17 protein-coding genes are annotated in these 20,710 nt (G+C 71.3%); 5 read left to right on the plus strand and 12 right to left on the minus strand.

Annotated elements, in window-relative coordinates:
• Positions 1 to 77: 77 nt before the first annotated feature.
• Together M8I34_RS12750 and M8I34_RS12755 are read right to left on the minus strand one after the other, a co-directional pair.
• Entirely contained in the window at positions 78 to 1,121 is a 1,044-nt protein-coding gene (locus tag M8I34_RS12750) for an ABC transporter permease (RefSeq protein ID WP_250049576.1), read from the minus strand.
• A complete protein-coding gene (locus tag M8I34_RS12755; protein ID WP_374210901.1) occupies positions 1,118 to 2,209 on the minus strand; it encodes an ATP-binding cassette domain-containing protein in 1,092 nt (363 codons plus the stop codon). Before M8I34_RS12755 ends, M8I34_RS12750 begins: the two co-directional genes overlap by 4 nt.
• Before the next feature lie 102 nt (positions 2,210 to 2,311).
• Between M8I34_RS12755 and M8I34_RS12760 the strand changes: the two genes are divergently transcribed.
• Positions 2,312 to 2,959 carry a GNAT family N-acetyltransferase gene (locus M8I34_RS12760; RefSeq protein ID WP_250049578.1) on the plus strand — a complete coding sequence of 216 codons (648 nt, stop codon included), beginning with the start codon at positions 2,312 to 2,314 and terminating at the stop codon, positions 2,957 to 2,959.
• A gap of 132 nt (positions 2,960 to 3,091) precedes the next feature.
• Here M8I34_RS12760 and mshD read toward each other — a convergent pair whose 3' ends face one another.
• A complete protein-coding gene (mshD, locus tag M8I34_RS12765) occupies positions 3,092 to 4,030 on the minus strand; it encodes a mycothiol synthase (protein ID WP_250049579.1) in 939 nt (312 codons plus the stop codon).
• A gap of 154 nt (positions 4,031 to 4,184) precedes the next feature.
• Between mshD and M8I34_RS12770 the strand changes: the two genes are divergently transcribed.
• Complete coding sequence (locus tag M8I34_RS12770; RefSeq protein WP_250049580.1) at positions 4,185 to 5,993, plus strand: bifunctional UDP-sugar hydrolase/5'-nucleotidase; 1,809 nt, start codon at positions 4,185 to 4,187, stop codon at positions 5,991 to 5,993.
• A 194-nt stretch (positions 5,994 to 6,187) separates the two neighbouring features.
• Here M8I34_RS12770 and M8I34_RS12775 read toward each other — a convergent pair whose 3' ends face one another.
• Entirely contained in the window at positions 6,188 to 6,793 is a 606-nt protein-coding gene (locus tag M8I34_RS12775; RefSeq protein WP_250049581.1) for a CGNR zinc finger domain-containing protein, read from the minus strand.
• 66 nt (positions 6,794 to 6,859) lie between these two features.
• On the opposite strand from M8I34_RS12775, the gene M8I34_RS12780 reads away from it, so the two are divergent.
• A complete protein-coding gene (locus tag M8I34_RS12780; protein WP_250049582.1) occupies positions 6,860 to 7,693 on the plus strand; it encodes an alpha/beta hydrolase in 834 nt (277 codons plus the stop codon).
• 212 nt (positions 7,694 to 7,905) lie between these two features.
• Here M8I34_RS12780 and M8I34_RS12785 read toward each other — a convergent pair whose 3' ends face one another.
• On the minus strand, positions 7,906 to 8,832 hold the full coding sequence (locus tag M8I34_RS12785) for an aminoglycoside phosphotransferase family protein (protein WP_250049583.1): 927 nt from the start codon (positions 8,830 to 8,832) through the stop codon (positions 7,906 to 7,908).
• A gap of 189 nt (positions 8,833 to 9,021) precedes the next feature.
• Here M8I34_RS12785 and M8I34_RS12790 point away from each other — a divergent pair, with 189 nt between their 5' ends.
• Positions 9,022 to 9,597, plus strand: coding sequence for a hypothetical protein (locus M8I34_RS12790; protein ID WP_250049584.1), 576 nt, complete (start codon positions 9,022 to 9,024; stop codon positions 9,595 to 9,597).
• On the opposite strand, the gene M8I34_RS12795 is transcribed toward M8I34_RS12790, so the two are convergent.
• Entirely contained in the window at positions 9,576 to 10,433 is an 858-nt protein-coding gene (locus tag M8I34_RS12795) for an SDR family oxidoreductase (RefSeq protein ID WP_250049585.1), read from the minus strand. The genes M8I34_RS12790 and M8I34_RS12795 overlap by 22 nt on opposite strands.
• A 306-nt stretch (positions 10,434 to 10,739) precedes the next feature.
• Between M8I34_RS12795 and M8I34_RS12800 the strand changes: the two genes are divergently transcribed.
• Positions 10,740 to 12,119: a DUF2993 domain-containing protein gene (locus M8I34_RS12800; RefSeq protein ID WP_250049586.1), complete on the plus strand. Its 1,380-nt coding sequence runs from the start codon at positions 10,740 to 10,742 to the stop codon at positions 12,117 to 12,119.
• Between the two features lie 57 nt (positions 12,120 to 12,176).
• Here M8I34_RS12800 and M8I34_RS12805 read toward each other — a convergent pair whose 3' ends face one another.
• From M8I34_RS12805 to M8I34_RS12830, 6 genes are all read right to left on the minus strand, one after another.
• Positions 12,177 to 13,667, minus strand: a complete 1,491-nt coding sequence (locus M8I34_RS12805; protein WP_250049587.1) for a HAMP domain-containing sensor histidine kinase — start codon at positions 13,665 to 13,667, stop codon at positions 12,177 to 12,179.
• Positions 13,664 to 14,401, minus strand: coding sequence for a response regulator transcription factor (locus tag M8I34_RS12810; protein ID WP_244419411.1), 738 nt, complete (start codon positions 14,399 to 14,401; stop codon positions 13,664 to 13,666). The genes M8I34_RS12805 and M8I34_RS12810 overlap by 4 nt, the downstream gene beginning before the upstream one ends.
• A 160-nt stretch (positions 14,402 to 14,561) precedes the next feature.
• A complete protein-coding gene (locus M8I34_RS12815) occupies positions 14,562 to 15,674 on the minus strand; it encodes a S1C family serine protease (protein WP_250049588.1) in 1,113 nt (370 codons plus the stop codon).
• 115 nt (positions 15,675 to 15,789) lie between these two features.
• Positions 15,790 to 16,815 (minus strand): LacI family DNA-binding transcriptional regulator, encoded by a 1,026-nt coding sequence (locus M8I34_RS12820; RefSeq protein ID WP_250049589.1) that lies wholly within the window; start codon positions 16,813 to 16,815, stop codon positions 15,790 to 15,792.
• Positions 16,816 to 16,893: 78 nt separating this feature from the next.
• Entirely contained in the window at positions 16,894 to 17,748 is an 855-nt protein-coding gene (locus M8I34_RS12825; protein WP_250049590.1) for a response regulator transcription factor, read from the minus strand.
• A 1,056-nt stretch (positions 17,749 to 18,804) separates the two neighbouring features.
• Complete coding sequence (locus M8I34_RS12830) at positions 18,805 to 20,706, minus strand: ABC transporter ATP-binding protein (protein ID WP_250049638.1); 1,902 nt, start codon at positions 20,704 to 20,706, stop codon at positions 18,805 to 18,807.
• Positions 20,707 to 20,710 lie beyond the last annotated feature (4 nt).

The raw sequence follows: 20,710 nt of genomic DNA on the forward strand, positions 1-20,710 counted from the left end.
CGGCCGCCGCCCGGACCCGGGCCCGCCCGTTTTTCGGCCGGACCGCCCCCCGTTCCGTTTCAGCCGGGCCGCCCGTTTCAGCCGTGCCGGCGCCGCATCACCCGGAAGGCGATCACCGTCAGCACCGCCGCCACCGCCAGCACGATCCCGGCCTCGGTCCACGCCAGCGGCCAGTGGTGCGACACCGGGTGGTGCTCCATGTACTGGCCGGCCACATCGTGCTGCCGCAGACAGGTCTCGTAGCCGGGGGAGGGATCACACGGGGAGTCGGACAGCCGGGCGCCGGACCGGGTGTAGTTCCCCTGGCCCACCTTCCACGCGTCGTCCGGCAGCTGGCCCGCCCGGCCGTTCGGGAACTCGGCCGTCTCGGCCGGCAGCAGGTACGGCCTGAGCTGGGACAGCGCAACCTGTACCACCACCACGGCGGCGAGCGTGACGCCCATCGACAGCACCGTACGGCGCAGCAGCAGACCGGCCAGTACGCCGACCGCCAGGGCCAGCAGGGAGTAGGCGACCGGCACCGGGCCGAGCGACGGGAAGCCTAGGGCCGAGTACCAGTAGAAGCCGGAGACCTCGTCGCCGGCGACCTGCCAGAGCCAGCTGAAGACCAGCGAGAGCCCCGTGGTGGCGGTGAGGACGATCAGCGCGGGCAGGCCGGTCTTGGCCGCCAGCCAGCGCAGCGGGCCGACCGACTGGGTCAGTACGAGCTTGTCGGTGCCGGCCTCCAGCTCCCGGGCGATCAGCGGGGCGCCGAGGAACAGCCCGATCAGTGCGGGCAGCAGCACCAGGCCCACTTCGACGAGCCGCAGGGGCGAGCCGTAGGTGTTGCGGAACTCGGTGACCGCCTCCTGGGTGTCGGCACAGCGCGGGACGAGGGAGATCTGCGAACAGCCGGCGATGTGGTGGGAGTCGATGAACCCGGCCATCTGGCCGCGCAGCACCGCGCAGAAGACCGCGCCGGCGACCGCCGCGGCCAGCAGTACGCCGAAGACCAGGCGGTGCTGGCGCCAGACGAGCCACACGAGCCCGCCCAGCGGCCCACGGCCGTCCGCCTGGCGGGTGCCGCCCGGATCGCCTGTGGTGCCGCGCCCGTTCGTGCCGGGGTGTGCCGTGGTGGTCATGCTGCCGCTCCCTTGCCGCTGTGGTGGTCGTACCGTGTGCCCGCCGCGCCGCCCGGCGGGCCTTTCCAGCCGCCCGTACGGCCTGTGGGGCCGGGCGGTCCGTTGCGCGGCATGCCGGGAATCCCCGGCTTGTTGCCCGGCCGGCGGCGCCACCGCGCCGAGACCGGCTCCGCGCTCGGCGCTATCAGTGCGGGCGCGTCGGGCGCGCGCAGATAAGCGAGCAGAAGTTCCTCCAGGGACGGTTCCACGGTCTCCCAGGGCCCGGCGGCGACCGCACCCTTGCGCCGTACGACGGCGGTGAAGTGGCGCCCTGACGTCTGTGTGTCGATGACCGTGTGCGCCGCGACCGCGGGCGGCAGCGCCCCGTCCCGGTGCGCCCCCAGCACCAGGGCATGCGCCCCGATGACGTCGTCGATCTCGCCCGCGAGCCGCATCCGGCCGCCGCCCAGCACCAGCAGATAGTCACAGACCCCGTCCAGCTCGGCGAGCAGGTCCGAGGACAGCACGACGGTGGTGCCGTGCTCGGCGGCCTGGGCCAGCAGCAGTGCGGTGACCCGGTGCCGTACGAGCGGATCGAGGCCGGCCAGCGGCTCGTCCAGCAGCAGGAGTTCGGGCCTCCTGGCGAAGGCGAGGGCGAGCCCGAGGAGGGTGCGCTGCCCGCCGGAGAGGGCGCCGACCCGAGCGTCGAGGGGCATCCGGCCCTCCTGGACGACGCGCTCGGCGCACCGCCCGTCCCAGCGGCCGGGGTTGAGCTCGCGGCCCAGCCGCAGCGTCTCGGCGACCGTCAGCCGGGGGTAGAGCGGCTTGCCCTGGGTGAGGTGGGCGACCCGGGCGCGGCCCGCGGCGGTGTCCGGGGCCGCGCCGCCGACCCGTACGGTCCCCTCGCTGGGGCGGATCAGGCCGGAGGCCAGCGAGAACAGGGTGGTCTTCCCGGCGCCGCCGGGCCCGACCAGGGCACAGATACGGCCGGCCGGCAGCCGGAAGGTGCAGTCGCGCAGCGCCCAGCGGCGGCGGTGGCGCCGGCCGAGGCCGATCGCCTCGATGGCGGTGCGCCCCGAGGCCCGGCCGGTCACCTCGTCCGTGGCCATCGGCCGCATCACCCGTCCCCCTAAGCCATTCCACTAATTAAGTAGTGAAAGGGTGGGGGAAATGGGCTGCACCTGTCAACCTCCGCTGCATACGCTTCCGATGTGCCCCCTACTTCCGCACCTGTGACGCCGCCGCTGCCGTACACCCCCGGCTACCCGATACGCACCGAACGCCTGGATCTGCGCCCCGTCCTCCACGACGACTTCGCCGCGATCCACGCCTACCAGCGCCGCCCCGAGGTCTGCCGCTACCTCTACTGGGGCCCCTACGACGAGGCCGGTTCGCGGACCTCCGTCGACGCCAAGACCACCCGCACCACGCTGCGCGAGGACGGCGACGTCCTCCAGCTCGCCGTCGTCGTCCGCGAGAGCGGCACCCTGGTCGGCGACGTCACCTTCTTCTGGAAGAGCCGGGCACACCGCCAGGGCGGCATCGGCTACGTCTTCCACCCGGACCACGCCGGTCACGGCTACGCCACCGAGGCGAGCCGGGCGCTGCTGAAACTGGGCTTCGAGGAGCTGCACCTCCACCGCATCCAGGCCGAGTTGGACGGGCGCAACACCGCCTCGGCCCGGGTGCTCGAACGGCTGGGAATGCGCCGGGAGGGCCATCTGCGGGAGAACGAGTTCCTCGACGGGGAGTGGAGCGACGAGGTCGTCTACGCGATGCTGGCGCGCGAGTGGCGGGCGCAGCAGGAGGAGCGGGAGGAGCAGCGGCAACAGCCGGACGAGCACGCCCGGCAGCAATGACAAACGGGGCGGGCCCTGGTGGGCCCGCCCCGCGGCAATCGCCTTCCGTCCCTCTCAGGTCTCCGAGCGGTACATCAGAGCCGTCTCACGTCTCCGAGCGGTACATCAGATCCCTCTCACATCAGAGCCGTCTCACGTCTCCGAGCGGTACATCAGATCCGTCTCGTGCGTGGCGAACCCCATCCGCTCGTACACGCTCACCGCCGCCGCGTTGTCCGCGTCGACGTACAGCATCGCCGTCGGCAGCCCCTGACCGGCCAGATGCCGCAGTCCGACCGACGTCAGCGCCTTGCCCAGACCGCCGCCCTGGGCGCCGGGGCGCACCCCGAGCACATAGACCTCACCGAGGCCGTCGTCGGCGTGCACCTTGGTCCAGTGGAAGCCGATCAGCCGCCCGTCCTTCTCCGCCAGGAAGAAGCCCTTCGGGTCGAACCACCCCGCGGCCTTGCGGTCGTCCAGATCGCGCTGGATCAGCGAACCCTGCTCCGGGTGGTGCGCGAAGGCCTCCGCGTTCACCTCCAGCCAGGCCGCGTCATCGGTGCCGGGCTGGAAGGTCCGTACGGACACCCCCTCGGGCAGCACCGGCTCCGGCAGCTCCAGGTCCGTCAGCGAGCGCCGCATCTGCCGCAGCTCCCGGAACATCGTCAGCCCCAGGGTCTGGGCGAGATGCCGGGCGGCCGGATGCCCGCCGTGCGCCCACACCCGCAGCCGGCGCCCGGACTGCTCCAGCAGCTCGCCGCCCAGCGCCCGGCCGTGCCCGCGGCCGCGGTGCCCCGGGTGCACCACCAGCTCGGCGGCCGGTGCCTCCACCGGGTCGTTGTCCTCCAGTTGCCCGTAGGCGACCAGCTCATCGGCCTCGTCGCCGTGCGAGTACACCAGCACATGGCGCACGCCCGCGCGGACGCCTCCGCGCAGCTGAAGCCGCCCCTGCTCGGACACGGCGGGCTGCCCGTCCGTACGCGCGGCCCGCTCGATCAGATCGAGGACGGCCTCGGCCTCTTCCGGCGCGAGCTCGTCGACCACCTGGATCCTGCGGCCGGCCCGGCCCATCTCCTGTGCAGCGTCAGTCATGTGTGAAGCGTACGACCCTGCCGGGTTCCCGGCGGGGCACCACCCGCGGCTCCTCGCCCTCCCGGCAACCAGCTCGTAACCCGGAGACCCCTGTTGCGCTACGCGCGTCGACAATAAGCTGCCGTCCGCTCAGGACCATCCAGGAGGGGAACACATGCCAGCGACTCCGCAACGGCGCCGCACCGTACGAAGATTGACGATCGGCGCCGCCGTACTGGCCGCCGCCGGGCTCACCGCCACCGCCCTGCCGGCCGGTGCCGACACCGGCCACGCCGCCCGCGCCGGCCGCACCGTCGATGTGCAGCTGCTCTCCTTCAACGACTTCCACGGCAATCTCGAACCGCCGCAGGGCTCCTCCGGCACGGTCGAGGAGGTGCAGCCGGACGGCAGCAAGAAGAGCGTGGCGGCGGGCGGTGCCGAGTACCTCGCGCAGTCCCTGCGGACGGCCCGTAAGGGCCACCCCTACTCGGTCACCGCCGCGGCCGGCGACCTGGTCGGCGCCAGCCCGCTGCTCTCCGGTCTGTTCCACGACGAGCCGACCATCGAGGCGATGAACAAGCTGGGCCTGGACGTCACCTCCGTCGGCAACCACGAATTCGACGAGGGCCGGGCCGAATTGACCCGCCTCCAGAAGGGCGGCTGTCACCCGAAGGACGGCTGCTACGAGAAGGGCAAGAAGTTCCGGGGCGCGGGCTTCCCGTACCTGACCGCCAATGTCACGGACGAGAAGTCCGGCAAGCCGCTGCTCAAGCCGTACACCGTCTGGAAGCACAAGGGCGTCAAGATCGGCTTCATCGGGGTGACGCTGGAGGGCACCCCGGACATCGTCAACGCCGACGGCGTCAAGGGCCTGAAGTTCCACGACGAGGTCGAGACGATCAACAAGTACGCCAAGGTGCTGAACAAGCAGGGCGTGAAGTCGATCGTCGCCCTCATCCACGAGGGCGGCCTGCCCGCCTCCACCTCGTACAACTACCAGTGCGACAGCCCCGGCCCCGGCGACGGCATCTCCGGGCCGATCACCGACATCGCCAAGCACGTCACGCCGAAGGTCGACGCGCTGGTCACCGGCCACACCCACCAGGCCTACAGCTGCACCATCCCGGACCCGTCCGGCAGGCCGCGCACCGTCACCTCCGCCGCGTCCTACGGCAAGCTCTACACCGACACCACGCTGACCTACGACCGCCGCACCCGCGACATCGTGCGGACCACGGTCAAGGCGCCCCATGCGGCCAACCACGTCGTCGACCGCACCCAGCCCAAGGCCGCGGACATGACGTCGCTGATCACCCGCTGGAACAAGCTGGCCGCGCCGGTCGCGGGCCGCCCCGTCGGCCATATCTCCGCCGACATCGCGGGCCGCGGCGCCAACGCCCCCGAGTCACCGCTCGGCGACGTCATCTCCGACGCCCAGCTGGAGGCCACCAAGGCGGACGGCAAGGGCGGCGCCCAGCTCGCCCTGATGAACCCCGGCGGGGTGCGCTCCGACCTCGCCTTCAAGGCGTCCGGCTCGGAGGGCGACGGCGTGGTCACCTACGGCGAGGCGTTCACGGTCCAGCCCTTCACCAACATGATGAACGTCGTCGACCTCACCGGCGCCCAGCTCCTCACCGGGCTCCAGCAGCAGGTCAGCGGCCCCAACGAGGCCTCCCCGAAGATCCTCCAGGTCTCCGAGGGCCTGGCCTACACCCTCGACATGACCAAGTCGGGCGCCGCGCGCGTCGTCAAGGACTCGGTGAAGCTGGACGGCGCCGCCCTCGACCCGGCCAAGACCTACCGCGTCGCGATGAACGAGTTCCTGGCCGGCGGCGGTGACGGCTTCGCCGCCTTCAAGGACGGCAAGAACAAGTACGTCGGCCCCTCCGACCTGGACGCCTTCACCGCCTACCTGACGGCCCACTCCTCGGCGGACAAGCCCCTCACCCCGCCCAAGGCGGACCGCATCACGGTCGTGAAGTAGCCAGCAACCCGCTCAGAACCTCCCACCGGCGTCGGGCACCGCCTCGACTCCCTCGGACACCACGTCCCCGCTCCGGCCATGCGCCGGGGCGGGGGCGTGTTCGTCGGTGGGGCCGCTCGCTGTCTTTCGTGAACACACGAGGGCAGTGGGGCGACGCACTCGCGGGGCGACGAAGCCCTGCGCATGACCGACCGTCAAGAAGACACGCTCCGGGTGGTGTCCGGGCTGTTGCGGGACCGTCGGGCGCGGTGGTTGGCGACGTTGCGCCGGTTGCCGCACACCTCGGGCATGCAGTAGCGACGCTTGCCGGCCTTGCTGGTGTCGACGAACATGCCCTGGCATCCGTCGGCAGCGCAGTGCCGGAAGCGGCCATGGCTCAGGGTGCGCAACGCTCCCAGCAGCCCGACGCCCGCGAGGACGGCCAACTCGTCGGCGAGCGAGGCCTCCGGCCGTGCCGCGACGCACCACTGCCATCGACCTTCGCCGTCACGGAACAGGGAGGGGCCGAGACCCGCGCGGGCGACCAGTCCGGCCGCGGCGTCCACGACGTCCTCTTCGGCGGGCGTCTCCAGGAGGGCGCGGATCTCCTGCCGCAGCGCTCGCACCTGATCGAGGTCGTCCTGCGTCGGTCCGCGCCCGTCGGCCAACGCGTCCGGGTGCAGACCGCGTTCCGCCAGAAACGTGGTCAGGGCGGCCGGGTCGGCCAGCACTTCGCCGGCGCTGCGCACGCTGGGGGAGGTGTTGACGAGGTCGGTCGCGACCCCTGCCCCCAACGCGTAATCGGAAAAATCGAATTTCACGCCTTACTCCATGCTAGGGTAACCGGACAAAGTCAATTTTACCCCTTAGCTAGGGAGTGGGTTGCCGTGCTCGCGCAGACTGCTGCGATGTGGAAGCTGGACCAGCGCGTCAGTGTCTCGGGAGGCGAGGTCGCCACCGGCGTCTTCGGTCAAGGCCCCCCGGTCGTCCTCGTTCACGGCACGCCGGCCTCGTCCTACCTGTGGCGGGGCGTGGTCCCCCTCCTCGCCCGCGAGCACACCGTGCACGTATGGGACCTGCTCGGCTTCGGCGGCTCCCGCACGGCCCCGGGCGCCACCCCCTCGATCGCCCGGCAGGCCCGCACCCTGGCGGAGCTGACCGAGCACTGGGGCCTGGCGGAGCCCACCCTGGTCGGCCATGACATCGGCGGCGGGATCGTGGCACGGGCCCATCTCGTCGAGCGGGTACCCGTCCGCCGGCTGGTACTGCTGAACGCCGCCCTCCTGGGTCCCTGGAACACCCCGTTCACGGAGCACCAGCAGCGTCACTCGGACGTCTACCGCACGATGCCGGCCGACATCTTCGGCGACCTCATCGCCGCCCGCTTCCGCACCGCCACCCACCACCCGATGACCCAGGAGACGGCCGACGGCTATCTCGCCCCGTGGGCAGGCCGCGACGGACAGCAGCGCTGGCTCGACCAGGTCATCGCCGTCAGCCACGAGGACACCCGCGAAGCCGTGGCCCGCCTCGGCGAGATCACCGTTCCCACCCTGGTCCTGTGGGGTGAACAGGACGAGTGGCTCGACCCCGCCACCAGCGACCGCATCGCCGCCGCCATCCCCGGCGCCGTCCAGGAGACCCTCCCCGGAGCGGGCCACTTCGCTCCCGAGGACGACCCCCGGGGCACCGCGAAGGCGCTGCTGCGTTTCTTCGCCTGAATTGGGTTGTGGAGGACGTGGGTTGTGGGTGACGTGGGTTGTGGATGACGTGCGGATGCGGGTGACGCGCGTTGCGGAGGACGTGGGGTGCGGAGAACGTGCGTGTGACGCAGGGTGCGGAGGAAGCGCGTTGCGGAGGACGCAGGCGCAGAAAGGTGGCGGCGGGCAGGGCAGGGCCGGTTGTCTCTGGCCGGCCCGCCGCCGCACCACTCTCAGCTCGCCCCGAACCACGTCTCCGCGAGGGACTCCAGGGTCGGCTCGGGCGGGGCGGGGAGTTCGCGGAGGTACCAGGGCAGATTGCTGTAGACGTGCAGCAGGGTGTGGGCGAGGAGTTCGCCGGGGGTGAAGGACTCCCCGTAGGCGCGGAAGATGCGCGACAGCAGACGGGGGTCGCCCCGGGAGACGAAGAGGCCGACGGCGACGAAGTCATAGGCGCGAGGCCCGATCATGGCCGGTTCGAAGTCGAGGAGTCCCGTCAGGCGCCAGTCGTCCGAGGGGTCGACGGTCAGATGCTGACGCATGAACTCGGTGTGCAGCAGGACGCCGGGCGGCCCGGCGGGCAGTGCCGCCGACGCGAGGAAGCCGGGGATCTGTGCCAGCCAGGGTTCGGGCAGGTCATGGGCGCGCTGCCGGTCGGCCGCCGTGCCGCGCTGCCGGTCGGTGAAGGCCCCCCAGTCGCCGGGGCCGAGCACATCGGCGAGCGGTGCCGGGTCCAGGGCGTGCAGGGCGGCCAGGGTCTCACCGGCCTCGGTGGCGATCCGGTCCTGGTCGGCCGCGGGGATACGGGGCCAGGCGACGGCCAGGTCCGTGCCGCGCAGCCGGGACATCAGCACATAGCGCCAGCCGTTCTCGTACTCACCGGCGTCGTGGACATAGGGCGTGGGGACGGGGAGGCGCCCCTGGAGGTGGGCGAGCACCCGCGCCTCGGCGATCCCGTCGTCGGCAGCGGCGGCGGGGAAGAGCTTGAGGACGTAGCGGTCCCCGACGGCGTAGACGGGCTGGGAGCCCGTGGGGAAGCGGGACAGGGGGCCCGCGCGGACGCCGAGCCGGGCGCACAGGGCGGCGGCGCCGGGCCGCATCACCGCTTCGTCGGGGACGATCGCGTCCCATTCTTCGTCCGTGTCCACGCGAGGCAGCATGCGCGGACGGTAAGGCGGTGAACGGGGAGGCGGCAAAGGCTTTTCCCGCGCGACGGCAAAGGGCTCTGCGGCGCGGCATCGGGGGCATCAGGGCTCCACCTAGGGGGAGTTGGGGATCCGCCGTACGGGGGAAGGAGCCGGGCCCGGAGGAGGACGCCGCTCGACCGCGGCGCTCGTAGCGTGCGGGACATGACTTCTGTGCGGAGCAAGGCTCCGGTGGTACCTGCGGCTTCGGCGCGGCACCTGCGCCGGCGGACGGCGTTGTGGGCGTATGCGGCCTTCGGCTGGCTGACCGCCTCGTTCGTATGGCATCTGTGGATGGGCATCGACTACCGGTCGGCGATGGGCGGGCAGGACAGCGTCCCCGTGTGGGGATTCCTCGCGTACGACGGGCTGATCACCGCGATGTCCGCGGCCGGCGCGGTCCTCTCACTGGCGACCGTCCGGCCGTGGGGCCGCCGCCTCCCCCCGTGGGCGGTGACCGTCCCCCTCTGGTTCGGGGCGGTCCTGCTGGTGGTACGAGGAGTGCCGGGCCTCGTGGAAGACCTCACCATGGTCACCGGGCTCACCCCGTACGGCCTGCTGGGGCTGGCGGAGCGGCCGGCCGACCTCTCGTCCGGGGAGTTCTGGACGGGCATGGTGATCAATGCGTATTTCTTCGTGGGCGCGGTGGTACTGCTGCCGCTGGCCGTGCTCCATGGGCGGAGCCTGCGGGCCGCCGGGCGCGCCGGCGGCCCGGCCGTTCAGGAGAAGTCGGCGGCGTGACCCTGTGCCCAGCGGGCGAACGTCCGGCCCGGCCGGCCGGTGACCCGCTCGACGGCGTCCGAGACGGGGAAGGGCGGCGCGTCGACCGTCCGGCCGAACATCCGGACGAGTTCCAGCGCGGCCTCCCTGGTCAGATGCCGCCCGGTCATCGCCTCGGCCGCTTCCTCCTCGGAGATCCGCTCGACGCGGGTCGCGCGCCCGGCCGCCCGCCCGATCTCGGCGACCTGCTGCGCCACGGTCATCCGCTCCGGACCGGTGACGACATACGCCTTGCCCAGATGCGCGCCGCTGCGGTCGAGCAGGGCGACGGCCGCGACATCGGCGAGGTCGGCCTCATGGACGGGGACCCCTTGGGCGTCCGGGTGCGCCTCGCGCACCACACCCGACGCACGGATCGACGGGGCCCAGGCAAGGGCGTTGGTGGCGTAGTTGCCGCCGCGCACGAAGGTCCACTCCAGGCCGGAGTCGCGCACCGCGCGCTCCAGACCGGCGTGCAGCCGGGCGATGAAGTTGTCCTCGTCGGCCGGGGTATCGGTCACGGCCATCGAGGAGTTGAGCACGACCCGGCGCACCCCGGCCTTGACGGCGGCGTCGAGCAGCGCGGCCGCGGCCCGGTCGCCGCCGGCCGCGAGGTTGAGGAACAGCGCCTCCGCGCCGGCCAGCAGCGGTCCGAGGTCGTCCGTGCCGGTGAGGTCGGCGCGGACCGTCTCGGCCTCGGCCGGCAGGCCCGCGCGCGCCGGATCGCGGGTCAGCGCGCGTACCGCGGCGCCTTCCGCGAGGAGCCGGCCGACAAGACTGCGGCCGATATTGCCCGTTGCGCCGGTTACCACGATCATGGAACTGCCTTCGTGAGACGTCATGGGATGACTACCGTCTTCCGTTTGTCGGTCGAGAGCGGAATGAGCGGAATGAGTGGAAGGGAAGGAGTAAGTGCGGTAGATAAGGCGGAGAGTGCGACAGATATCAACAGACCCCAACAAGGTGCGCACGGCCGCTCAGGTCACCAAGAGAGGTGACGGTAGTTCAGGTCACCCCACAAGCGCGGCAATTTTTTATCAAGTCCGGCGGGACAAGCTTCGCGTATCCGACTTACCACCAGTACAACTTGCATTCAAGGGTCCCGCCCGTGGTGGGATGTACGGATGCGAACCCCCACGCGCATATCGTCGCCGCCACCCTCGCCCGCCACCCGGCACCACTCCGCCGACGCCGCGACGGGCGCCGCGAACGACCCCACGGGCGACACGAGAAAGCTCGACACGGTCAACCCCTACGCCGATCTGGCAGCCCTCGCCGACCCCGAGCCGGAGCCCGAACCCGACCCGGCAGCCGACGCGTTCGACGCCGCCGGCGCGCCCCGCCGCCGCACCTACCTCAACGAGCGCGACGACAGCGACGACCCGCTGGGCCTCGGACTGCGCTCGGACGACGACACGGACGGCCCGGCCTGGAAGCCGCCGAACCACCGCCGCAAGAAGCGCGGCATCAGCCGTTTCGCCGCCATGTCGATCACCGTGAAGCTGCTGGTCGCCGTCCTCGTCGGGACGTCGTTCCTCGCGCTCTTCGACCGGTTCGCGGTGCTGTACGCGCAGAACAAGGCCGCGGAAAAGGTGAAGGATGCCCTGCATCTGAACGCCACTCCCGAGGTCGACATCGCGGGATTCCCCTTCCTCACCCAGGTCATGGGCAAGCACGTCGACCAGGTGAAGGTGACGATTCCCGACCTGGCCGCCGACCGGGTTTCCCTGGCGAAATTCGAGGCCACCGCCAACGACGTCCGTATCGACGGCGATCTGCCCACCTCCATCAAGGGCGCCACGATCGGCACCATGCACGGCAGCGTGCTGCTCGCCTTCGACGACATGAATCGCGAACTGGGCGCCTCGCAGGTGAAATTCAGCGAAATGGGCCCCAATGCGGTCCGCGCGGTCGGACAACTGCCGATCGCCGGCCATGAATTGCGGGTACGGGCCGAGGCACGCATTCAGCGGGCCGGTGACCGCGGTATCTCCACCGACATCAGCCGGATGCGCCTGGACATCGGCGATATCGCCGTCTACCGCCCCGGCACCGGCAAGGAAGAGGGCCTGCGGCTGACCCGCAAGACCGCCGCCGAGCTCAGCCACCAGGCCGCCAAGATCAAGGCGATGCTGGGCGTCCCGGCGATCGCGGACCGGATCGGCATCCCCAAGGCGTACATCCAGGACGCGCTGAACAACGAGCAGAAGCTGCACGAGCTGACCGGGTCGCCGCGCTTCATCCAGAAGCTGATGAAGGTCAACCTCGTCGACGTGGTGGCGGACCACCCCTGGATGCTTCAGAAGGTCGGCATCGACCCGAAGATCCTCGGCGCGCTGACCGGGCTCACCAAGCCGCAGCTCGCGGACCGGCTGTCGCTGTCCTTCCAGCTCCCCAAGGCGCCCGGGGACGTCCGGCTGCGGCATATCTCCGTCGAGCGGGACGGCATCCGCGCCGACCTCTCGGGGTCGAATCTGCCGTTCGGGGACGCCGCGAAGAAGTAGGGAACACCGCAGGGGCCGCAGGAGCGGCGGCGTGCGTGGGGCACGCCGCCGCTCCTGCTATTGCGGCCCCTGAGGCGGTTCCTGGGGCCGCGGCGGCTCCGGAATCCCGGGCGGCGGTGTCGCGGCGCCCGGCAGCGTCAGGACCGCCTCCGTGCCGCCGACGTCCGCGGACCGCAGCCGCACGGCGCCGCCCGCCTGCTCCGCCGTACGCGCCACGATCGACAGCCCCAGACCACTGCCCGGCAGGCTGCGGGCGGACGGGGAGCGCCAGAACCGCTCGAAGACATGCGGCAGTTCGTCCTGCGGAATACCCGGACCGTGATCGCGCACGGTCAGCTCGCCGCCGGCCAGCCGGACCTCGACGGTGCCGCCGGGCGGGCTGAACTTCACCGCGTTGTCCAGCAGGTTCACCACCGCCCGCTCCAGCGCGGCGGGCTCGGCCCGTACGTACCAGGGGGCGAGGTCCGCCGCGATGGTCAGCGACGGGCCGCGCAGCCGGGCCCGCTCCAGCGCCGATCCGACGATCTCGTGCAGCGCCACGACCTCGACGGCGCTCTGCCCCGGCTCGGAGGGCCGCGACAGCACCTGGAGATCGCCGATCAGCGCCGCCAGCTCCCCCATCTGCGCCTTCACCGACGCCAGCAGCGCCACCTTGTCGGCGGACGGGATCGGCCGGCCGGACTGCTCGCTGCGCACCAGCAGATCGATATTGGTACGCAGCGAGGTCAGCGGCGTACGCAGCTCATGGCCCGCATCCGCGATCAGCTGCTGCTGGAGATCACGGGAGGCGGCCAGCGCCGCGGTCATGGAGTTGAAGGAGCGGGAGAGCCGGGCGATCTCGTCCTCGCCGTCGACCGGAATGCGGATGGCGAGGTCCTGGGTGCGGGCGACGTGTTCGACGGCGTCGGTGAGGCGGTCGACGGGCTTCAGACCCGCACGGGCCACCCACAGGCCGGCCGTCGCCGCACCGAGCACCCCGACCCCGGCGACGATCAGCAGCACCAGCGCGAGCTGGTCGAGCGGCTGGGTGACCTGCTCCATGGGCACCGCCACCGAGATGGCCAGCCGTTTGCCCTGGGCGTCGGTGAGCGGGCCGCCGTACTGCTTGGTCCACACCCGCATCTCGGCCCCGCCCTCGGCCTTCGTGGTGTGCACCGTGCTCTCCAGCCGCCCGTCGGCCACCGCCGTGTCCGGGCGCTGCGCGGGGATGGCCGCCTTCTCCGGCGAGGTGCAGACATAGCCGCCCGCCGACACCAGCTGGATGGTGTACGGCGTGGGCTGGAAGCGCACCCCGTCGTCCGGGTTGGCGCAGTAGGCGCTGAGCGCCTGGACGTAGCTGGGGTTCACCTCGACGCGGCTGAGCTGCGCGTCGAGCTGCTCGGTGAGCCGGTCACGGGTGATCAGCCAGCAGGCGGCGGCCGAGAGGGCCACCGCGATGGCGACCGCCACGGCCGTGAGCATCGCCAGCCGGGAGCGCAGCGGCAGCTGCCGGAAGCGGTCCATGGGACTCGGCCGCCTGTTGTTCCGCGTGGTCTCGCTGGTGCTCATTCCGCACCGCCGTCCGCCCGCAGGACGTAGCCGACCCCCCGCACGGTGTGCACCAGCCGCGGCTCGCCGCCCGCTTCCGTCTTGCGGCGCAGATACATCACGTACACATCGAGGGAGTTGGAGGTGGGCTCGAAGTCGAAGCCCCATACGGCCTTCAGGATCTGCTCACGGGTGAGGACCTGCCGCGGATGGGCGAGGAACATCTCCAGCAGGGTGAACTCCGTACGGGTCAGCTCGACCTGCCGGCTGCCCCGGGTCACCTCGCGGGTCGCCAGGTCCATCCGCAGATCGGCGAAGCTCAGCGTCTCGCCCTCCTCGGGCGGCGCACCGGCCGCCGCCGCGTACGAGCTGCGGCGCAGCAGCGCACGGATCCGGGCGAGCAGTTCGTCCAGCTCGAAGGGCTTGACGAGGTAGTCGTCGGCACCGGCGTCCAGACCCGTGACACGGTCGCCGACCGTGTCACGGGCGGTCAGCATCAGGATCGGCACCCGCACCCCGCTCGCCCGCAGCCTGCGGGCGGCGGTCAGCCCGTCCATCCGGGGCATCAGGACGTCCAGCACGATCAGTTCGGGGTCGTAGGACGCGACCTTCTCGACCGCGTCCAGACCGTCGACCGCCTGCTCGGTCCCGTACCCCTCGAAGACCAGCGAACGTTGCAGGGCCTCCCGGACCGCGGGCTCGTCGTCGACGATCAGGATGCGGGCGGGATGGTCACCGTGCTCGGCGGGGCTCATGCGTGACTACCTCGGGTGGGATACGGAACGGCTGGCCTTCAGCCTTGCACGGCGCGGGGCGCTCCGAGAGGGGTAACGCGACGGGGGCCCTCCGGACGACGTCCGGCCGGTCCGTCCCGGGGTGTCCCGTGCCGGGGTGACGGGGGTGACGGGTGGGCGGTCAGACGCCGCTGTTGCTGCCGCCGTCCCCGCCGCCGCGCAGCGCGTCGAGGTCGGCCTTGACGGTGTTGATCGGGATGGCGAAGCCGAGGCCGACGCTGCCTGCCGTGCTGCTCGTCGCCGAACTCGGCGAGTACATCGCGGAGTTGATGCCGACGATCTGCCCCTGCATATTGATCAGGGCGCCGCCGGAGTTGCCCGGGTTGAGCGAGGCGTCGGTCTGGATGGCCTTGTACGAGGTCTTCGACGAGCCGGTGTCGCCGTTGTACTCGTTGCCGCCGAACTCGAACGGCCAGCCGCCCCGGCCGCCCTGCCCCCCGTCCTGGCCCCCGCCCTGTCCCCCGTCCTGGCCCTGTCCCTGCTCCTTGGGGACGGTCACATCCCGGTTGAGGGCGGAGACGATGCCGCTGGTCACGGACCCGGTGAGGCCCTCGGGGGAGCCGATCGCCACCACCTGGTCGCCGACCGAGATCTTGTCGGAGTCGCCGAGCGAGGCCGCGGTCAGGCCCTTGGCACCGCGCACCTTGATCAGCGCCAGGTCCTTGCCGGGGTCGGTGCCGGTGACCTCGGCCGTCTTCCGGCTGCCGTCGCTGAAGGTCACGGTCACCGTGTTCGCGCCGGCCACCACATGGTTGTTGGTGACGATCTCGCCGTCACTGGTGATGACGACACCGGAGCCGGTGGACTCGCCCCTGCCGGTCTGCGCCTTGATCTCCACGATCGCCGGGCTGACCGCCTTGGCCACCCCCGAGACGCCGCTGCCGCCGGTCCTGCCCGCGTTGACGAGCGGGGTGGAGGGGCCGTTCTGCGCCGACTGGGTGGTGGCGCCGGCGATCAGTGCCGCGCTGCCACCGCCGATGAGACCGGAGGCGAGTGCCACCGCCGCGATCAGCGCGACCGGCCGGCGGACCCGGCGCCGCGCCCGGGGCGCCTGCGGCTCGGGGTCGTACGGGGGCGGCGGCGGAGGCGGCGGGAATGCCCGCTCCCCGGCGCCCGGGGCGCCCTGCGCGGCCCCGCCCGCCTCATGGCCGGAGGGGTGGCCGTAGTCGTTGCCGTCTGCGTACGGCCGGTCCTGGGGCAACTCATCGCCGCTTCGGCGGTAGCTCTCGGTCATGGTGATGACTCTGCCGCCGGTCCATGAGAACGGCCTGAGAGTGTCCTGAGAGACCCGACAGAAGCGAATATGCCCGGAATAAAGACCTCCGGATCAGCGGTGCTTCCCGGCTCCCTCAGCCACCGCAGCCGCAGGAGCGCCGCACCACCAGCCGCGACGGGAACTGCCGCAGCCGCTCCCGCCGGGAGCCCACCACCCGCAGCCCGTCGTCCAGCACCAGGTCCACCGCCGCCCGCGCCATCGCCTGACGGTCCGAGGCGACCGTGGTCAGCGGCGGATCGGTCAGCCCGGCTTCCTTCACGTCATCAAAGCCGGCGACCGCCAGCTCGCCGGGCACATCGATGCGCAGCTCGCGGGCGGCCCGCAGCACCCCGATCGCCTGGTCGTCCGTCGCGCACATGATGGCCGGCGGCCGGTCCGGGCCCGCCAGCAGCTTCAGCGCGGCCTGGAAGGCGTCGTAGCGGTTGTACGGCGCCTGGAAGTAGCGCCCGTCCGTGGGCTTCCCGGACTCCAGCATGGCCCGCCGCCAGCCCTCGACGTGGTCGGTGACCGGGTCGCCGGACTTCGGGGTCTCCTCCGTGCCGCCGAGGAAGGCGACATAGGGGTGGCCGTGCTCCAGCAGATGCCGCGTCGCCAGCTGCGCGCCCCAGATGTCGTCCGTCATCACGGCGACATCGTCGATGGCGTCCGGGCGCCGGTGCAGCAGCACCACCCGCGCGTCCCAGGCGTCGATCTCTGCGGCGGCATGCTCACTGGGCCCCTGGCTGATCAGGATCAGCCCCGACACCCGCATCCCGAGGAACGCGCGCAGGTAGTGCACCTCGCGCTCGTCCAGATAGTTCGCATTGCCGACCAGGACCATCTTCCCGCGCTCGGCGGCGGCCTGTTCGACGGCGTGCGCCATCTCCGCGAAGAACGGCTGCCGGGTGTCCGGCACGATCAGGCCTATGAGGTCGGTACGGCGGGACGCCATCGCCTGCGCGACACGGTCCGGCCGGTAGCCGAGCTCCTTGATGGCGGCGAGCACCCGCTCGCGCGTGGCCGGGGCGACCGGCCGTGGTCCGTTGTTGATGACGTAACTGACAACGGCGGTGGATGTACCCGCCAGTCTTGCCACATCATCCCGCGTCACCTTGGCCACGCGCGGCAGTCTACGCGGGTGGTGCAAGGGTGTGTGCGGCAGTTCTCCGCGGGTTCACGGGCCTGCCGCACCGCCCTGCTACCTCCGGCCGGCCCGGACGCCGTGCGGGTCCACGCCCCCGGTGACCGCCTTCCCGGAGCCGTCACCGCTCTCGGGCGCCCGGCGCTCGGCCGGTGCCCCGTCCGGGGAGGACTGCGCCGCCTTCGCCGCGTCCTCCTTCGCCTTGGCCTCCTTGGCCTTGGCCTCCGCCGCCCGCTCCACCTTCTCCGGTGTCACGAAGCGGTAGCCGACGTTACGGACCGTGCCGATCAGCGACTCGTGCTCGGGCCCGAGCTTCGCCCGCAGCCGCCGCACGTGCACATCGACCGTCCGCGTACCGCCGAAGTAGTCATAGCCCCACACCTCCTGGAGGAGCTGGGCGCGGGTGAAAACCCGGCCCGGGTGCTGCGCCAGGTACTTCAGCAGCTCGAACTCCTTGAAGGTCAGGTCCAGGACCCGCCCCTTCAGCTTCGCGCTGTAGGTCGCCTCGTCCACCGAGAGATCACCGTTGCGGATCTCCATCGGACTGTCGTCGGTCGTGATCTGCTGGCGGCCCATCGCCAGCCGCAGCCGCGCCTCGACCTCGGCGGGGCCGGCCGTGTCCAGCAGGACGTCGTCGATCCCCCAGTCCGCGGTGACGGCGGCGAGTCCGCCCTCCGTCACGACCAGGACCAGCGGACAGCCGGGGCCCGTGGACCGCAGCAGCTGGCACAGCGACCGTACGTGCGGAAGGTCGCGGCGGCCGTCGATCAGTATGACGTCGGCCCCCGGGGTGTCGATGAGGGCCGGGCCCTCGGCGGGAGCCACCCGCACACTGTGGAGCAGCAGGCCGAGCGCCGGGAGCACCTCCGTGGACGGCTGGAGTGCATTGGTCAGCAGCAGAAGGGAACTCACTTCCGACCACCTACCCGGTTCTCGGGGTGTTCCATCCTCTGCTGCGTGCGGTCCTGCCTGCTTCGCTCGCCCATGACGTCTGGTTCCTCCTCGGTCCCTGCGACGGGGCTCCCGGCCTCGGCCGGGGGAGTCTGCGGCACTGCTTCGTACGGTCCTCACAGCCGCGGCTCGCGTGGCTGAAAGCACAAAAGGACCCGGGGGCAACGCTGCCCGGATCCTTCATGCCCAGCAGAATAGCTCAGATGCTCCCCGGACCCGAGGCCGATTCGGCAGCTTCTTGTGTTCCGTCGATCACTTCGAGTGGTCATCGGGGCCAATGTTGACCACCGACGGGGTGGCGACCGAGGCGGGCCGCCACCCCTCGCAATCCCCCATTTGAAGCGGCTGAGGATGCCTTCGGCGGCACCCGGGATCGCGTCCTCGCGGGCGGCTTCGGCGGTGCCCGCGAAAGTCCCACATTTCCTTCGCGTCTTCCCACGATGCGGACAGTTGTGGTCTCCCACGTTGTCGGCCGGCCCGCCGTGGTTCGTCTCGCCGTTGCGCCTGCGGCGGGCCGGTTCGCTGCGCTTTGCTTTGCGCCCCACGTTTTTGTCTTTCCCGCCGTGGTTGGTTGTTCGCCGTTGCGCCTGCGGCGGGCCGGTTCGCTGCGCTTTGCTTTGCGCCCCACGTTTTTGTCTTTCCCGCCGTGGTTGGTTGTTCGCCGTTGCGCCTGCGGCGGGCTGGGGTCGCTGCGCGAGGCTGCCGGGTGCGGTGCCGCTCCTCCGGACTTCGTCCTGCGGCGCGTCCCCTCCCGTGGGGGGATGGGGAAGGCCGGTGGGGCTGCTCGTGGAGGGTCCGGCGCACCTCGTAGATCACTTGGAAACGGCCACGCCGGTGGCCCGCCCCCACTCACTTTCACTTTTTCCACTCACGGGAGGGGACGGGCCGGAGGCCCGTCACCGCACCCACAGCCCCGCGCAGCGGACCCGCCCGCCGCAGGCGCAACGGCGAGCGCACCGCGCAGCGGGCGACAAACGGCGAACAACCACCACGGCGGGAAAGCCAAAAACGTGGGAATCAGCCCGTCTCCGTGACGGGCTCCGCAAACTGGGCCGCATAAAGGCGCGCATACGCGCCGTTGGCCGCCAACAGCGCGTCGTGGGAGCCCTGTTCGACGATCGCGCCGTTCTCCATCACCAGGATGACGTCCGCGTCGCGGATCGTGGAGAGCCGGTGGGCGATGACGAAGCTGGTGCGGCCGCTGCGGAGCTGGGCCATCGCGTGCTGGATGAGTACCTCGGTGCGGGTGTCGACCGAGCTGGTGGCCTCGTCCAGGACCAGGATCGCGGGCTCGGCGAGGAACGCGCGGGCGATGGTGATCAGCTGCTTCTCGCCGACGGAGACATTGCTGCCCTCGTCGTCGAGGACCGTTTCGTAGCCGTCCGGCAGGGTGCGTACAAAGCGGTCGACGTGGGTGGCCCTGGCGGCCGCCACGATCTTGTCCATCGAGATGCCCGCGGGGGCTCCGTAGGCGATGTTCTCCGCGATCGTGCCGCCGAAGAGCCAGGTGTCCTGGAGGACCATGCCGATGTGGGAGCGCAGGTCCTCGCGCGACATCGCGGCGATGTCGGTGCCGTCGAGGGTGATCCGGCCGCCGCGCACCTCGTAGAAGCGCATCAGGAGGTTGACGAGCGTGGTCTTGCCGGCGCCCGTCGGGCCGACGATCGCCACCGTCTGGCCGGGGTGGACGGCCAGCGACAGGTCCTCGATGAGCGGCTTGTCGGCCGCGTAGCGGAAGGAGACGTCCTCGAACGCGACCCGGCCCTCGACACGGTCGGGCCGGGCGGGCCGGGCGGCGTCGGGTTCCTGCTCCGTGGCGTCGAGGAGTTCGAAGACCCGCTCGGCGGAGGCGACGCCGGACTGGACGAGGTTGGCCATCGACGCGACCTGGGTGAGCGGCTGGCTGAACTGCCGGGAGTACTGGATGAAGGCCTGGACGTCGCCGATGGAGAGCGCCCCGGAGGCGACCCGCAGCCCGCCGACGACCGCCACCAGCACATAGTTGAGGTTGCCGATGAACATCATCGCGGGCTGGATGATCCCGGAGATGAACTGGGCCTTGAACCCGGCGGCGTAGAGGGCTTCGTTCTGTTCGCGGAACAGCTCGGCGGACTCCCGCTGGCGGCCGAAGACCTTCACCAGGCTGTGGCCGGTGTACATCTCCTCGATGTGCGCATTGAGCTTGCCGGTGGTCTTCCACTGCTGGACGAACTGCGGCTGGGCCCGCTTGCCGACCTTGGTGGCGACGACGACGGAGACCGGGACCGTGACCAGGGCGACCAGCGCCAGCAGCGGCGAGATCCAGAACATCATGAGGAGCACACCGACGATGGTCAGCAGCGAGACGACGATCTGGCTGAGGGTCTGCTGGAGCGTCTGCTGGATGTTGTCGATGTCGTTGGTCGCCCGGGAGAGCACCTCACCGCGCTGCTGCTTGTCGAAGTAGCTCAGCGGCAGCCGCGCCAGCTTCTCCTCGACCTGCTCCCGCATCCGGAAGACGGTCCGCTGGACGACCCGGGTGGCGATCCTGGCCTGGACGAAGCCGAACAGCGAGGCCGCCACGTAGATCAGGGTCACCCAGAGCAGGACCGTGCCGACGGCGCCGAAGTCGATGCCGTGGCCGGGGACCACCGGCATGGTGCCGATCATGTCGGCCAGCCCGCCCTGGCCGTGGGCGCGCAGCCGGTCGGCGGCCTGGGCCTTGGTGAGGCCGTCCGGCAGCTCGCGGCCGATGATGCCGGACATGATCAGGTCGGTGGCGTGGCCGAGGACCTTGGGGCCCACGACCGTGAGCGCCACGCTCAGTGCGCCCAGCACCAGCGCGACGGAGATGATGCCGCGCTCGGGCCGCATCTGTGCCAGCAGCCGTTTGCCGGAGCCCTTGAAGTCCATCGATTTCTCGGTGGGCTGGCCGCCCATCATC

It is taken from the genome of Streptomyces sp. MCA2, assembly GCF_023544705.1.
GTDB lineage: Bacteria > Actinomycetota > Actinomycetes > Streptomycetales > Streptomycetaceae > Streptomyces > Streptomyces decoyicus.

Excerpts from the sequence above, each read along its gene's own strand:
- M8I34_RS12790 (WP_250049584.1), top strand. The coding sequence starts at position 9,022 with ATGACTTCTGTGCGGAGCAAGGCTCCGGTGGTACCTGCGGCTTCGGCG.
- M8I34_RS12785 (WP_250049583.1), bottom strand. The coding sequence starts at position 8,832 with ATGCTGCCTCGCGTGGACACGGACGAAGAATGGGACGCGATCGTCCCC.
- M8I34_RS12815 (WP_250049588.1), bottom strand. The coding sequence starts at position 15,674 with ATGACCGAGAGCTACCGCCGAAGCGGCGATGAGTTGCCCCAGGACCGG.
- M8I34_RS12810 (WP_244419411.1), bottom strand. The coding sequence starts at position 14,401 with ATGAGCCCCGCCGAGCACGGTGACCATCCCGCCCGCATCCTGATCGTC.
- M8I34_RS12805 (WP_250049587.1), bottom strand. The coding sequence starts at position 13,667 with ATGAGCACCAGCGAGACCACGCGGAACAACAGGCGGCCGAGTCCCATG.
- M8I34_RS12830 (WP_250049638.1), bottom strand. The coding sequence starts at position 20,706 with ATGGGCGGCCAGCCCACCGAGAAATCGATGGACTTCAAGGGCTCCGGC.
- M8I34_RS12800 (WP_250049586.1), top strand. The coding sequence starts at position 10,740 with ATGCGAACCCCCACGCGCATATCGTCGCCGCCACCCTCGCCCGCCACC.
- M8I34_RS12795 (WP_250049585.1), bottom strand. The coding sequence starts at position 10,433 with ATGATCGTGGTAACCGGCGCAACGGGCAATATCGGCCGCAGTCTTGTC.
- M8I34_RS12770 (WP_250049580.1), top strand. The coding sequence starts at position 4,185 with ATGCCAGCGACTCCGCAACGGCGCCGCACCGTACGAAGATTGACGATC.
- M8I34_RS12750 (WP_250049576.1), bottom strand. The coding sequence starts at position 1,121 with ATGACCACCACGGCACACCCCGGCACGAACGGGCGCGGCACCACAGGC.
- mshD (WP_250049579.1), bottom strand. The coding sequence starts at position 4,030 with ATGACTGACGCTGCACAGGAGATGGGCCGGGCCGGCCGCAGGATCCAG.
- M8I34_RS12755 (WP_374210901.1), bottom strand. The coding sequence starts at position 2,209 with ATGGCCACGGACGAGGTGACCGGCCGGGCCTCGGGGCGCACCGCCATC.